A 13,535-nucleotide genomic window follows, 5' to 3' on the forward strand; every position below is an offset into this window, starting at 1 on the left:
GTGAGGAGGGTAGGCGTTTGTGCCTGCCCTCTATTACACTCAACTTCATTGTTTAGAATAACTTGGTAATCTTAGTTCATGTCACAATCAGACGTTATTGATCTTCAAAGCCTGCAAACCATGGCAAAAGTGTTCGGCTCACTTTTGTACTTTCCACTGACTGATAGTAACAACCAAACCTTGATCCAAGCGTTGTCGCAAGATTTAGCGCTCGCCGACAGTGATATTCAGGCTTGGTGCAATACCGTTCAATCCGAACTCCCTGACTCGCTCAATCAAGACTTTTTTCTGTTGTTCGAGGGTGGAGAGGTCATGTTAGCGCCGCCTTGGGGCTCCGTGTATACCGACAAGGAAGAGGTGATCTTCGGTGATAGCACCGTTGCTTACCGTCAGTTCCTGCGCCAGCACGACATCGAGCTCGATACCGGCATGCGAGAACCTGAAGACCAGATTGGTTTGATGCTGTTTGCGGTGAGTCAATTGATTGAGCAGCAACAAGATATTGATACCGTGAAGGCCTTATTTTCCGAACACTTACTCACTTGGTGCTATCGCTACTTCGAGTTGGTACAAGAACATGCCAGGACTAAAAGCTATCAACAGCTTGCGTCGTTGGTTTCTCAATGGAGTGAGGCAGTGCAAGAGCTTTTAGAGCTAACGCCTAAAGCTGTGAAGTTATACCGCTAACATTAGATGACAGGAAAGATGATGAGTCGTGATGAGCAATACGTAAAAGCCTACATGGAACACAAGACGATCAGCCGTCGTGGTTTGTTTCGTGCTCTGACAAATGGCGCGACTCGTACTCCCACTGAGTCTGGCGATTCGCTTACCGCGACGTTAAGTGCTGAGCAGGTTGTCCGACTGGTACCAAGGCCTCCGAAAGCCATAGAAGAGGTGCTGTTTCAACAAATCTGTGATGGTTGTGGGGAATGTCAAAAGGCATGCCCTGAGCAAGTTATTGCCATCGAAGGTGAGTTAGCACAGCTAACGCTGGAATACGGGTATTGCAGCCAGTGCGGAGAGTGCAGTAAAAGCTGCCCGACAGGCGCTCTACATGGCAGCACCATTGATAATGGATTGCGGCCAAGCTTCTTGCCAAGCTGCCAGAATGCACTGTTTGGCGATTGCTACCTATGCCAGGAAGCATGTCCACAAAATGCCATTCAACTTGATGACGACAGCTTGCCTGTCGTCAATGAGCAGCAGTGCGATGGATGCGGACGTTGCAAACAAGGTTGCCCTTTTTCATCCATCACATTGTCTCTATAAGGTCATACCGTTTAGGCTAGGCCTTAATAATACGAGCGCGGAAGTTACGCCCCTTCATCTTACCGTTGGTGATCTTGCCGAGTGCTTTCTTGGCAATCGATGACTCTACCGCTACATAAGCGCTCATTGGGAACATGTTGATCTTGCCGATCTGGTTGCCCGATAGAGTTTTATCACCCGTTAACGCGCCCAGGATATCGCCAGGGCGAAGCTTCTGTTTCTTACCACCTTGGATCTGAATTGTTGTCATCTTAGCTTGGTAAGGACGATTTGATGATGCTGGTGGTAAGATGCTTGGCTCGATAGGCATATCCAAATATTCGTCAATGCGTGCCACGCGATAGAACTCTTTCTCGCTATAGAAGCTAAACGCCAGCCCCTTGTTACCAGCACGACCTGTGCGCCCGATGCGGTGTACATGAACTTCTGGGTCGCGAGATAGCTCGTAGTTGAAGACCGCGTCTAGGTTATCGACGTCTAGACCGCGCGCTGCAACATCGGTTGCAACTAAGATAGACACGCTCTTATTAGCAAACTGCACTAAAGCTTGGTCACGGTCACGTTGCTCAAGGTCACCGTGGATATCAATGACGCTAAAGCCGCGATGGTGTAACTCATCTGCAACGTTTTGTACTTCTTTTTTGGTGTTACAGAATACAACCGCTGATTCAGGTTGATGTGTCAGCAGAAGGTTTTCTAACGCGTTATCGCGCTCTTCGACCGTTTCCGTTTGATAGAAGAACTGCTTGATGCTGGAGTGATCGTGCTTGCTCTCAACCTTCACCACTTCTGGCTGTTTCATCACGCTTGATGCGATCGCTTGAATTTGCTCGGGGAAAGTTGCACTGAATAGCAGTGTTTGGCGATCGCGTGGTGCTTCACCAATGATAGCGTCGAGCGCGTCTTTAAAGCCCATTTCCAACATGCGATCCGCTTCATCTAACACCAAGGTGTTCAGTTCCTCAAGATTGATACGACCTTTCTCTAGGTGGTCCAGGATACGACCAGGAGTACCAACGAGGATGTGTGCACCGTGCTCAAGTGAACCGATTTGAGGGCCCATTGGCATGCCACCGCAAAGCGTCAATACCTTGATGTTGTGGATACCACGAGCTAGCGTGCGGATCTCTTTAGCCACTTGGTCAGCAAGCTCGCGAGTTGGGCAGAGCACCAAGGATTGAACGCGAAAGCGCTTAACGTTGAGGTTAGCGAGTAAGCCGAGTGAGAATGCCGCTGTTTTACCTGATCCGGTTTTGCCTTGACCGATGATGTCTTTACCATCAAGGATTTTTGGTAGAGAGTCCGCTTGGATCGGCGTCATATTGGTATAGCCAAGGCTATCCAATGTGCTCAATAATTCAGTCGGTAGATTTAGTGTGGAAAAAGCCGGAGTGGTCACGAGGTATCCTCAGTCAGCGTTAGGGAGCGAGTATTATCAACATTATGGTCGATGTTACCAGCAAAAACATGACTGACTGAGGACATTAGCCAGTAAAGTGGCTTTATAAGACGAGTCGATTATGCAGGAAGAGCCGTGCGCATCCAATCTCGGTAATCATTAGCACCGTCTTCACCTTCTGCTGGCGACCAAGGTGCAAAGTCCTCTTGAGGCGTTGGAATATAGGCGCCTTCTTTAATTTCCAGACCGACAGTGCCTGATTCCATGCATGCATAGCCATGCCATGTACCCGGTGGGATCTCAATCGCTCGGTTTGTGTCTGGTGATAGACTGTGGCGTTGAGTAACATTGCCCTCATCATCGAAAATGAGTAGGTCAAGCTGACCTTTTAGCACCAAAAACAGCTCCCATTTGTGCTCTTCACTGTGGCGGTGAGGGCGCATGTAGGTATCAGGTTCCGTTGAAATGAATAGGCGTTGTACACCAGCATCTAACTGCTCGTGTAAGTTGTGATGACTGCGCTTACGAGGTGCTTCTTTTGCGTTTTGAGAAAACGTGTCAAAGTCTTGGTTACTTATGATTTTCAACATTGCTTTTACTTCGTTGGTAAGTTTGCTGATATTGTACAGAGGACCCAAAAAAGTTCAGTACAAAAAGTTCGCTATCGTCCGAGGAGCGTTAAAATTTAGAAAATTGGCAGAAAAACCACTCCAAACTGTGATGGCAGTTCCATAGCTGGGGAGAAAAGCTGTACGATCTGATCAGAATGGTATGATGCCTAGTTAAAGGAGCGACTCAAACGTAAGGTGGAACAGCAGTGGAAGCAGTGATCAGCCAGTTAAAGAAAGACTTTTACGCACACCTGCGTTCGTCTAATGGTGCGAGTGCTTCGAGCACATCAAAAACCATGTCCCTGTTGACTGAGGAAGAATTGGCTGAGCTTGAAAACGTTTGGGTACAACTTGCGGTTTGGAAACAAAAGCAAGCTTAACAGTTAAGAAAAGATAAGAATTTCAAAGCCCTGAGTATCATGCTCGGGGCTTTTTTCGTTTTACTTCAATTCAAAATGTTATAATATAACATTTGTCACAGTGATCTTATTGTTGAAAAGTTAAGTAATAGCCCCCATAGTTCCCATATTGGAGAAACAGACTATGGCTGAGATAAGCTCACTAATAGCCTCAGATAATCTATTAGGAAATACGATGGCGGAAGTACGTGCCAGAATACAATTAAAAGTCGGTGCTAAAAGTGATATCGACGCGGAAATGCTCTCTTTTCGCGGTTTGAACACCGACAAAGAACATGTTGCTATCATTTTTAAGGCAGCAGATAAGAACCAAGCACTACCATTAGTGAGAATGCATTCTGAATGTCTAACTGGGGACGTTTTCCATTCGTCGCGTTGTGACTGTGGGGAACAACTAGAGGAAACCATTCAGAAAATGGGCCGCGAAGGTGGAATCATTCTTTACTTGCGCCAAGAAGGTCGTGGTATTGGTTTATACAACAAACTTGATGCCTACAAGCTTCAGTCTGAAGGCATGAATACCTACGAAGCGAACAATCATCTCGGTTTTGGCGATGACCTGCGAGACTTCACAGAAGCGGCGCAGATGCTTCAGGCGTTGGACGTTTATTCCATTCGATTAGTGACTAATAATCCGAAAAAGATCCGCGAACTGCGCGAACACGGCATCAATATCGAAGATGTCGTTAATACGAGTGCCCATATTAAAGACGGCAATGAGAATTATCTGAAGGCAAAGGTTTCTCACGGAAAGCATCATTTAGAGCTCTAGTACCGACTGTTAATTCTTTGAAACGAAAACCTCACATTTGTGAGGTTTTTTTGTATTCGTCCTTGAAAATAAATTGTAACTAGGTATTATCGCGGTTGATAGTGTTAATGATAACAATTCGCACTAAATAATAAGAATTAAGCTCAACAAGGATGCTTTCATGAATGTAACAACCGCAGTGAAGGGTGCAATTGCCACCTCATTTCTCATCACATCTACGTCTGCTTTTTCTGCAGTCACTAAAGACCAAGTTGTTGAACATTACGCCGATCTTGCGCATGCAGTATTTGCCGACGCTCGTATTACGGCGCAAGAGTTGGACACATCTATTAACACATTTTTAGCGAGCCCTTCGGAGAAAGGCCTTGCAGATGTGAAACAAGCTTGGCTTGCATCGCGTGTTCCTTATCAGCAAACAGAGGTGTTTCGATTTGGTAATGCCATCGTTGACGATTGGGAAGGGCAACTTAACGCTTGGCCACTCGATGAAGGTTTGATCGACTACGTTAGTGCTGACTATCAGTACGAACTGGGTAACGAAGGTGCTCAGGCAAATATTGTCGCGAACGAAACCTTAAAAATTGGCGCAACGACGTTAGATGTGTCTAGTATCACACCTCAAGCCATTGCCGATCTCAATGAAGTTGGAGGATCAGAAGCCAACGTTGCTTCAGGCTATCACGCCATTGAATTCCTACTTTGGGGTCAAGACCTTAACGGTACTAACGCAGGTGCGGGTGAACGTCCTTATACTGATTACGTAATCGGAGAAGGTTGTACTAACGGCAACTGTGAGCGTCGCGCAGAATACCTCAAGGCGGCGTCAGCACTTCTAGTTCAAGATCTCGAGTGGATGGAGAAACAGTGGTCTGCGTCTGAGAAAGGTAACTATCGTACTGAACTTCTTGCAGATAAAGCTGACAACGGCTTGCGTAAGATGCTCTTTGGTATGGGGTCGCTATCGCTGGGCGAACTTGCTGGTGAGCGCATGAAGGTCGCACTTGAGGCGAACTCTACAGAGGATGAGCACGATTGTTTCTCTGACAACACTCACAATTCTCACTATTACAATGAGCAAGGTATTTATAACGTATACACAGGTACCTACGTTCGTGCAGATGGCACACTGGTAGATGGTCCAAGCATCGCCAATCTTGTTGAGCAAAAAGACAAGACGGCTGCAAAAGAGATCCAAAAGCAGTTCGACATAGCGCGTACCCAAGTTCGTAAACTTGTCACTTCTGCAGAGCAAGATAATCAATATTTTGATCAGCTGATTGCATCTAATAACCCACAAGGCAACAAACTCGTTAATGAAACTATCGTAGCGCTAGTCGCGCAAACGGGTTCAATCGAGCGTGCAGCAGGTATTGTAGGCATCGACAGCCTAAGCCCAGACACCGCTGACCACGAGTTTTAATCATAATAATTAATCACTGAAATGGGGGGCGCTTGCCCCCTTTGTTGTTCTACTTGTGAGTGCTGTATGTCTAGATCAAACACTATCTGGGTTACGCTTTTAGCCCTAATTGCCACTTCAGTTTCTGCTGAATCAACACCAACCCGCCTCTCTGGTGGTAAAACAACCGTTAAGAAAGACGGACCCAATGCGTATTCGATGCCTGCGGCCAACTTACCAATGAGTAAGCGCTTAGATTTTAGTGTCGGAAACAGCTTTTTCAGAAACCCTTGGGTTCAAGCGCCTGCGTCAACCGATGCTAGAGATGGATTAGGTCCACTGTTTAATACCAACGGATGTCAAAACTGTCATATCAAGGATGGACGAGGACACCCACCTGAAGAAAATGACCAGCATGCTGTGTCTATGCTTGTTCGTTTGAGTATTCCTGCGACGACGGAAGAGCAAAAGCAAGCGGTGAAAGTGTCGGGTGTTATCCCAGAACCAACTTATGGTGGGCAATTACAAGATTTTGCGCTTCCTGATATGGACCCAGAAGGTCAAATACACATTACTTACGATGAACTTGCCGTAAGTTTTAAAGACGGTACGAGTGTGATGCTTCGTAAGCCAAACCTAGACATTGTCGAACTGGCATACGGCGATATGCACCCTGACGTGATGATGTCTGCGCGAGTTGCACCACCTATGATTGGTCTTGGCTTACTAGAATCGGTGCCTGAAGCGACTATTCTCGACTTTGCTGAGCAGCAGGCAAACGACGGCACAGCGGTAGCAGGTATCCCTAACTATGTTTTAGATGTGCGCAGTAAAGAGATGGCGCTAGGTCGCTTTGGCTGGAAGGCAGGACAACCAAACCTTATGCAGCAAAATGCTGCGGCATTCAATGGTGATGTCGGTTTAACAAGTTCCCTGTTCACCGAGGAGAACTGCACGGATAAGCAAGATTTGTGCACTGATAGCCTGAGTGGTGGTGATCCTGAGGTGAGTGACAAGATCTTAAATTTTGTTGAATTCTATACGCAACATCTCGCAGTACCCCAGCGTCGTAACATCGATAATCCAGAGGTTTTGCAAGGTGAGGCTCTGTTCAAGAAAGTAGGCTGTGAGAACTGTCATAGAACGAACATACAAACAGCACAAAGAGCAGATCTACCGGCTTTGTCGAATCAAACTATTCAGCCGTACACAGACTTGTTGTTACACGATATGGGAGAAGGGCTGTCTGATGGGCGTCCAGAGTACGCAGCATCTGGAACACATTGGCGCACGCCACCTCTTTGGGGGATCGGCTATACCCAGGAGGTAAATGGTCACACTTATTTCTTACATGATGGTCGTGCTCGCAACCTTACGGAAGCGATTTTGTGGCATGGCGGTGAAGCAGAAGCTGCTAGAAATCAGGTTTTGGCGATGAGCAAGCAAGAGCGTGAAGCGCTACTTGCGTTTTTGAACTCGCTATAAGGAGATGGCTGTGATTAATCAAAAAACACTCACCATCGCAGCAGTGATGTCACTCGCAGGCTGCCAGTCATCAGCAGGTATTGAGAAAGATCGACCACAATCAACAAGTCACGAAAGTCAAAGCGTTTATGAGATCCAGTTTGCTTCTGCTAAACGCTTTAGTGATGCAATGCGACAGCTACACGATGACAGCGTTCAATATTGCAGCGCCAATCGTAGTTTAGAACAGGTGAAAGCAACTTGGCGACAGGGGATGGAAAGTTGGATGCACCTTCAGGGACAAGAACGAGGCCCTGCTACCGCATTAGAGCAAAACTGGAACATCCAATTTTGGCCTGATAAGAAAAACACCACTGGTAGAAAGATGGTGGCAGCAACTAAGATCGACTCTTGGGATATGGCATCTGTTCAGTCTCAAAGTGTGACGGTTCAGGGGTTAGGTTCTGTGGAGTGGTTATTGTATGACACCGCATCAACAATCAGTGTAGGTGGGACTAAAGAATGCTCTCTACTCGCAGCAGTGACTGAGTCTTTGGTTGATCGCTCAAACACAATTGTAGAGGCTTGGAGGATTAATCCTTGGCCTGAACTGGATACCAAGGCTTGGCATGCTGAATATTTGGCAATGCTCTCTAATCAGCTCGACTACAGCATGAAGAAGCTATCCAGGCCACTTGCGAAGATAGGCTCGCCACGCCCTTACTTTTCTGAGTCATGGCGTTCAAACAGCTCTCTCTTGAACTTAAAAGAGAACATTATTGCGATGCAGTCTTTGTATCTCGCGCAAGGCGAGGGCTTAGATGACATTTTGAGAGCTGCAGGTGAGGCCGCGCTTGCCGACAACATCGTTCATCAGTTTGAAGATACCCTTGAAACCTGGCCAGAAGAATCGAGCTTGTTTGAGATGCTACAGACTAAAGAGGGCTATAGAACCGTGCTGGCTCAGTTCAACAAGTTGGAGCAGCTTAAGTATCTCATTAACGAAGAAGCATCAATTAAACTAGGTGTGGTAATAGGGTTTAATGCGACCGATGGCGATTGATATTTCAAAGCGCAACTTTACGAAGGCGTTAACGATAGGGACCTGTGCGCCTTCCTTGCTTGCTGCTTGCGCAACGAACAATAACAGTTCAATGGTTACCGATGTCCATGGTGCGCTGAACAAGTCTGAGGCCTTAATTGGCGGAGCCATACGTCGGCAAGGACAGTTCGAAGTCGTGGTGTATTCAGTGGCTGGCCAAGCTCGGCATCAGATCCCTCTTCCTGGCAGAGGACATGGTGTGGCTATTGCGCCAAATCAAGAGCATGCGGTCATGTTCGCCCGTCGCCCTGGCAGTTACGCCATGGTCTTTAACTATGTTTCAGGGAATATTGATACCCTGATACCAGCCGAGAGCGATCGCCATTTCTATGGGCATGGTGTTTACTCGAATGACGGTCGTTGGCTTTACGCCACTGAAGGGGACCGTTCGACAAGTCTTGGAATCGTGGGCGTGTACGACGTTGAAAATGGCTATCGTAAGGTTGAAGAGTTTTCTGGAATTGGAATTGGACCCCACGAAATCATCACCATGTCTGATGGAAGATTAGTGGTTGGTGTCGGTGGTGTTCATACCCAAGGTCGCTCGCCATTAAACCTAGATACGATGAACCCAAGTCTTAGCTATCTCTCAGAATCGGGTGAGTTGCTTGAGCAAGTATCGTTGCAAGATAAACATAAAAGCATCCGCCACCTAGCCCATGATGGGGAGCACACCGTCCTTTGTGGTCAACAATATAGAGGCGAACCCGATGATTATGTACCGCTAGTCGCGATGCATCGTAAAGGGGAGGCGCTTGTTGAGTTGGGTGGAGAACCAGAAGATTGGGCTCGCTTTAATCATTATGTCGCGAGTATCGCTACCACGGAATCCCATATTTTAGCGACTTCTCCAAGAGGTAACTGTTATGGTATTTGGGATAAAGCAACGCGTGAACTTCTGGAGATCAATGCGTTACCTGATGCGTCTGGAGTCGTAGTAAAAAACGGTGAATTTCATGTGAGCTCAGGGATAGGCAGGGTAGTAAAAATAAATGCAGATCTTGCCAAACAAACCTTTGTCTCGGGGATTCAATGGGATAACCATTGGAGCGCAATCACATAAATGAGACGCTAACTGGTTTAAACTAAATTAACACTTTTAGAAGTGTGATTTCTGCCATACTTAAAGACTCTGTCTTAGGAGGTGGGTAGATGCGAAACTGGTTAATCATGCCGAGCATTCTTGTCTCGGCACTCTCAAGTTCGGTGGCTGTCACGGCTGCTCCAGACCAACTCGTCTCGGATTCAAGTGAACTGACGTCCTATTCGGTGAAACACATCGAGCCCATTCTCAAATCAAGTCAGCAGGAAACTCACTCGACAAGTAACGTAGACACGCTGCCACAGGATGAGCTGCTTTACCCTGAGCTTGTGGAGTATCTTTATTCTCGTCTGCAGCGGATTCAACTTTGGAGCGATCAAGAGCTCAATGCACAGGTAAATCTTCAGCTAGACGTTGTTCGTTTAGCGGGGTTTAGCCCATTATTCCAAGAGCGTGTTGAGATGCTGCATGATGCGTTCCAACAACAAGACAAATCTCGGTACGACAGACTGACCACAGATACTTTCCTTCTCTATATGAGCTATGTTGCTTCAGCAGCAGACAGCGGGAAAGAGTGGTACTTTACAACCAGCCTGCAAGATTCTTTGCCAAGACCATCTGCTACAGAGGTAGACATAATGGTAACGGCTTTTGAATCTGGGCAAGAGACGGATTATGTTCGTAGCCTCGCTTCTCCGATGATTCAGCAGCCCGGTTTTGAAAATGTCTATATTGACCTTTTAGCCAAGTCACAGGTGGAATTTCCTGCTTATGAACAAGCGGGTCTATTGCGACGAGGTGATGTACTAGCACCCGAGCAGTATTTGCATTTGGTTGAGAGATTGCAGGCGTCAGAGATCTATGCCGATATAAGGGAAGATAACCTTTTTGACGATACCTTGGATTTAGCTGTTAGAGAATTTCAGCAGCTCTATGGACTTAATGATGACGGCATTATTGGCCCTAACACGATCGAATGGCTCAACAAGTCTGCTAATGACAAACTAAGAATCCTGGCGTTGAATTCTGAGCGCTCTCGTTTGTGGCCTCAGCAGCGCGAGAATATTATCTTAGTCAACGTTCCTAGTTTCCAACTTAAGTATTGGGATGAAGGAGAAACACGTTTTGAATCGAGAGTGATTGTTGGCAAAACCAGCAGGCAAACGCCTATCTTTGAGACCAAAATGGACTCGTTGATACTCAACCCTACCTGGAATGTGCCATGGAAAATCATGGTTAAAGACATTATTCCCAAGGTGAAAAGGGATCCGACCTACCTATTTTCACAGCGCTTTGAAATTATTGAAGGGTGGACCAATCAGAATCGTATCGACCCAACGATGATTGATTGGCAAGAAGTGAATGCTAAGCGCTTCCCATACCGAATGCGTCAACAAGCCGGGGAGTTGAATGCCTTAGGCCAGTATAAATTTAATACTCCTAACGCACAGGCGATTTTCTTGCACGATACACCGAGCAAACACCTTTTCAACGAGAGCCTAAGAGCCTTCAGCTCAGGGTGCGTGCGGGTAGAACATGCCGATCAGTTTGCGCAGGTATTGCTTGAGGTACAAGGTAAAAGCTTAGAAGAGGTGGCGTCGACAAGGCCCAACAAAGCGGTCGCCTTCAAAGAGCGCATCCCAGTACATATCATCTATCAAACTGCATGGTTGTCTGATGGAAAAGTGCACTTTCGTGGTGATGTCTATGACTACGATGCTAAACGCAACAATGTGGAAGACGCCGCGCTTTCAAACAACAGGTAGTACCTAGTCTGATAGCCAGCCACCTTTAGAGCTGAATCTATAAAGCCATTGTCTTACCTCAGGTAGGGTGATGGTTTTTGTTTTTAACCACCTTAATAAGTAGGGACTTGTTATTCACAGACGAGAATGTCATAGTCGCGCTAGTCAAAGAAATATAGGGTTTATCATGAGTCTCAAATATCAAACTGTTCCCGTCACTACTTTCGCCCAAAACTGTTCAATTGTTTGGTGCGATGAAACCATGAAAGGTATTGTGATTGACCCAGGTGGTGACGTGAAGCAACTGCTGATGTTGGTAGAGCAACTTGGTGTATCTGTAGAGAAGCTGGTATTGACGCATGGCCACTTGGACCATGTTGGTGGCACGGTAGAGATGGCGGAGTCATTGAAAGTAGATATTGTCGGTCCACATAAAGCAGATAACTTCTGGCTACAAGGCCTAGAAGGTCAAAGTCAAATGTTTGGCTGGCCGCTGACAGAAGCGTTTGAACCGACTCAATGGTTGGACGAAGGGGACGTTGTGACATTTGGTAATCAATCACTGAATGTAGTTCATACTCCAGGTCATACTCCAGGTCACGTGTGCTTATTCAACGAGGAAGCACAACTCGCTTTTGTGGGTGATGTGCTGTTTAACGGTAGTATCGGTCGTACTGACTTCCCGCAAGGGGACCACGCGACGTTGATCAATTCGATCAAAACAAAACTGTGGCCACTGGGTAATGATGTTAAGTTTGTACCGGGTCACGGTCCAGAGTCTACGTTTGGACGCGAGCGCGTTTCAAACCCGTTTGTCGCCGACGAAATGCCACTATACTAACTTCCTGCAGTCTTTAGACTCAGCGAAGTCGTGACGGCTCGCCGCTGCTTGATAGCGTCGAGCCAGTCCCACAAAGTCCTCACCAGCTCTGTCCAAGTCCGCTTCTGCAATAAACACATCGTATCCATAGAACTCACGCTGATGCTTCATTCTGTTTGCGAGCATGGCAAGTAGCCCTTTATACTCCACGCCACCTTCATCAATGAAGGGCTCAGAATCCAAAACAATGTCTTCGAATGCCTGTGTCGGGTTGGTTTGTTGATTCCCGATGTAGAGCAGGGCTCGCTGGCTAAGTAGGATATCAGTGGCGATGCGTGGACAAATGGCGTTTAGATACGGACCGTACTCTTTCACTCTGATCCCAATCCATGGTAGCGGCTTATGCCAGCCTTCTTGATGTTGAGTGCAGATCCCAATGCGCTCTACATTCGCCCATTGAACTACCCAGCCGCCTTTAAACAAGTGCTGCTGTAGGTGGGTATTGGTCAGCGTAAAGGTAACGCGGCTTTTTTGAAGCATAAGATAAGCAAACCCCATCACACCGACGAAAATGGCAATAAAAAGCCATGCGTGTTCCCATGAGGGGGAAAGTAATAAGAAGCAAAAGCAGACTAACGCGCCCACTCCAACGAACAGCTTAACCGTCGGAGATTCCCATGTGTAATGATGATTGCTGAGATGTAATGTATCCATAATGCTTGCCATAAGTGAGTGCTGACATGGCTTTATACTGGTAAAACAACCACAAAGTTTATTGTTTAAATAATAGTCATTAATGGCCAAAGACGGCATTTTTGTCTCGACTTTGTGTCAAGCCCCTACAAAAGCATTCAAAATTTTGGTATAAAACGCGCTTCAAATTTTGACCACTGCCTCGATGCAGTGAATTGGAGAGAAAACTCGATGAGACTTGCTCATAAGCGCAAAGTGCAATCAAAATTGCAAAAGCGTATTAAAGCGGTAGTTGCGAACACAGCCGCTGCAACAAAAACAGCAAAGCCTGTTGTAGCAAAAGCACCTGTAGTTGAAACCGCAACTGCGACAAAAAAAGTTGATGTAGCCCTAACTCCTAAACAGCAACAAGTACTAGACATCGTTGTTAAGAACGCTGAAGGCATCAACCCGAAAGGCATCGGCCTTGAAGCTGGTCAAGAAGACGCGAAAGCGGCATCTTGGGCAACTGGCGCTCTAAAGAAACTTCTTGAAGAAGGCTTAGTAGCGAAAGAACAGCTTGCGGGTAACAAAGTGATCTATAAAGCGCTATAAGCGTTCACTTTGCCCAATTTCAAAAAGACCCCTCGTGTAGGGGTTTTTTTGATCTTAGCGATACGCTTATCGACAAATGTTAGCGACTGATATCACAAAAGTAGCCATACTGTAATATCTGTCTGATAATAAATGCGTACGTATTTGCCCATTTTTAGATTGGGTTTTAGAAAAATAACAGATTGAATAATAAATAGAAAATA

Annotated in this window: 14 protein-coding genes; 11 read left to right on the forward strand and 3 right to left on the reverse strand. The window is 46.4% G+C overall.

Features of this window, described 5'->3' with window-relative positions; translation table 11 throughout:
- Positions 1 to 78 precede the first annotated feature (78 nt).
- Positions 79 to 687 (forward strand): TorD/DmsD family molecular chaperone, encoded by a 609-nt coding sequence (locus J4N45_RS06315; RefSeq protein ID WP_252014154.1) that lies wholly within the window; start codon positions 79 to 81, stop codon positions 685 to 687.
- Between the two features lie 21 nt (positions 688 to 708).
- Positions 709 to 1,272 (forward strand): ferredoxin-type protein NapF, encoded by a 564-nt coding sequence (locus J4N45_RS06320; RefSeq protein ID WP_252014155.1) that lies wholly within the window; start codon positions 709 to 711, stop codon positions 1,270 to 1,272.
- 16 nt (positions 1,273 to 1,288) lie between these two features.
- Here the strand turns inward: J4N45_RS06320 and dbpA are convergent, their stop codons facing one another.
- Complete coding sequence (dbpA, locus tag J4N45_RS06325) at positions 1,289 to 2,671, reverse strand: ATP-dependent RNA helicase DbpA (protein ID WP_252014156.1); 1,383 nt, start codon at positions 2,669 to 2,671, stop codon at positions 1,289 to 1,291.
- A 119-nt stretch (positions 2,672 to 2,790) separates the two neighbouring features.
- The gene (locus J4N45_RS06330; protein ID WP_252014157.1) at positions 2,791 to 3,261 is read right to left on the reverse strand and encodes a WbuC family cupin fold metalloprotein; all 471 of its coding nucleotides are present in this window, start codon (positions 3,259 to 3,261) and stop codon (positions 2,791 to 2,793) included.
- Positions 3,262 to 3,488: 227 nt separating this feature from the next.
- Here J4N45_RS06330 and J4N45_RS06335 point away from each other — a divergent pair, with 227 nt between their 5' ends.
- The 8 genes from J4N45_RS06335 to J4N45_RS06370 all read left to right on the forward strand — a co-directional run bounded on the left by J4N45_RS06335 (position 3,489) and on the right by J4N45_RS06370 (position 12,066).
- Entirely contained in the window at positions 3,489 to 3,662 is a 174-nt protein-coding gene (locus tag J4N45_RS06335) for a hypothetical protein (protein ID WP_234494018.1), read from the forward strand.
- Between the two features lie 214 nt (positions 3,663 to 3,876).
- Positions 3,877 to 4,473 (forward strand): GTP cyclohydrolase II, encoded by a 597-nt coding sequence (locus J4N45_RS06340; protein ID WP_234494017.1) that lies wholly within the window; start codon positions 3,877 to 3,879, stop codon positions 4,471 to 4,473.
- Positions 4,474 to 4,633: 160 nt separating this feature from the next.
- The gene (locus J4N45_RS06345) at positions 4,634 to 5,893 is read left to right on the forward strand and encodes an imelysin family protein (RefSeq protein WP_252014160.1); all 1,260 of its coding nucleotides are present in this window, start codon (positions 4,634 to 4,636) and stop codon (positions 5,891 to 5,893) included.
- Between the two features lie 66 nt (positions 5,894 to 5,959).
- Positions 5,960 to 7,357 carry a di-heme oxidoreductase family protein gene (locus J4N45_RS06350; RefSeq protein WP_252014161.1) on the forward strand — a complete coding sequence of 466 codons (1,398 nt, stop codon included), beginning with the start codon at positions 5,960 to 5,962 and terminating at the stop codon, positions 7,355 to 7,357.
- A gap of 46 nt (positions 7,358 to 7,403) precedes the next feature.
- Positions 7,404 to 8,399 (forward strand): imelysin family protein, encoded by a 996-nt coding sequence (locus J4N45_RS06355; RefSeq protein WP_252014660.1) that lies wholly within the window; start codon positions 7,404 to 7,406, stop codon positions 8,397 to 8,399.
- Positions 8,380 to 9,501 carry a DUF1513 domain-containing protein gene (locus J4N45_RS06360; protein ID WP_252014163.1) on the forward strand — a complete coding sequence of 374 codons (1,122 nt, stop codon included), beginning with the start codon at positions 8,380 to 8,382 and terminating at the stop codon, positions 9,499 to 9,501. The genes J4N45_RS06355 and J4N45_RS06360 overlap by 20 nt, the downstream gene beginning before the upstream one ends.
- Before the next feature lie 89 nt (positions 9,502 to 9,590).
- Positions 9,591 to 11,246, forward strand: coding sequence for a L,D-transpeptidase family protein (locus J4N45_RS06365; RefSeq protein WP_252014165.1), 1,656 nt, complete (start codon positions 9,591 to 9,593; stop codon positions 11,244 to 11,246).
- A 166-nt stretch (positions 11,247 to 11,412) separates the two neighbouring features.
- Positions 11,413 to 12,066: an MBL fold metallo-hydrolase gene (locus tag J4N45_RS06370; protein WP_234494012.1), complete on the forward strand. Its 654-nt coding sequence runs from the start codon at positions 11,413 to 11,415 to the stop codon at positions 12,064 to 12,066.
- On the opposite strand, the gene J4N45_RS06375 is transcribed toward J4N45_RS06370, so the two are convergent.
- Entirely contained in the window at positions 12,058 to 12,759 is a 702-nt protein-coding gene (locus tag J4N45_RS06375) for a DUF2982 domain-containing protein (RefSeq protein WP_252014167.1), read from the reverse strand. The two genes, J4N45_RS06370 and J4N45_RS06375, sit on opposite strands and share 9 nt — an antisense overlap.
- A gap of 210 nt (positions 12,760 to 12,969) precedes the next feature.
- Between J4N45_RS06375 and J4N45_RS06380 the strand changes: the two genes are divergently transcribed.
- Positions 12,970 to 13,332 carry a MarR family transcriptional regulator gene (locus J4N45_RS06380; RefSeq protein WP_128650186.1) on the forward strand — a complete coding sequence of 121 codons (363 nt, stop codon included), beginning with the start codon at positions 12,970 to 12,972 and terminating at the stop codon, positions 13,330 to 13,332.
- The last annotated feature ends 203 nt before the right edge of the window (positions 13,333 to 13,535 follow it).

Source organism: Vibrio sp. SCSIO 43140, from assembly GCF_023716585.1.
Lineage (GTDB): Bacteria > Pseudomonadota > Gammaproteobacteria > Enterobacterales > Vibrionaceae > Vibrio > Vibrio maritimus_B.

What these genes read in the sequence shown, in the direction of transcription:
- J4N45_RS06315 (WP_252014154.1), top strand. Translation starts at nt 79, where the DNA reads ATGTCACAATCAGACGTTATTGATCTTCAAAGCCTGCAAACCATGGCA.
- J4N45_RS06320 (WP_252014155.1), top strand. Translation starts at nt 709, where the DNA reads ATGAGTCGTGATGAGCAATACGTAAAAGCCTACATGGAACACAAGACG.
- J4N45_RS06330 (WP_252014157.1), bottom strand. Translation starts at nt 3,261, where the DNA reads ATGTTGAAAATCATAAGTAACCAAGACTTTGACACGTTTTCTCAAAAC.
- J4N45_RS06340 (WP_234494017.1), top strand. Translation starts at nt 3,877, where the DNA reads ATGGCGGAAGTACGTGCCAGAATACAATTAAAAGTCGGTGCTAAAAGT.
- J4N45_RS06345 (WP_252014160.1), top strand. Translation starts at nt 4,634, where the DNA reads ATGAATGTAACAACCGCAGTGAAGGGTGCAATTGCCACCTCATTTCTC.
- J4N45_RS06350 (WP_252014161.1), top strand. Translation starts at nt 5,960, where the DNA reads ATGTCTAGATCAAACACTATCTGGGTTACGCTTTTAGCCCTAATTGCC.
- J4N45_RS06355 (WP_252014660.1), top strand. Translation starts at nt 7,404, where the DNA reads ATGTCACTCGCAGGCTGCCAGTCATCAGCAGGTATTGAGAAAGATCGA.
- J4N45_RS06360 (WP_252014163.1), top strand. Translation starts at nt 8,380, where the DNA reads ATGCGACCGATGGCGATTGATATTTCAAAGCGCAACTTTACGAAGGCG.
- J4N45_RS06365 (WP_252014165.1), top strand. Translation starts at nt 9,591, where the DNA reads ATGCGAAACTGGTTAATCATGCCGAGCATTCTTGTCTCGGCACTCTCA.
- J4N45_RS06370 (WP_234494012.1), top strand. Translation starts at nt 11,413, where the DNA reads ATGAGTCTCAAATATCAAACTGTTCCCGTCACTACTTTCGCCCAAAAC.
- J4N45_RS06375 (WP_252014167.1), bottom strand. Translation starts at nt 12,759, where the DNA reads ATGGATACATTACATCTCAGCAATCATCATTACACATGGGAATCTCCG.
- J4N45_RS06380 (WP_128650186.1), top strand. Translation starts at nt 12,970, where the DNA reads ATGAGACTTGCTCATAAGCGCAAAGTGCAATCAAAATTGCAAAAGCGT.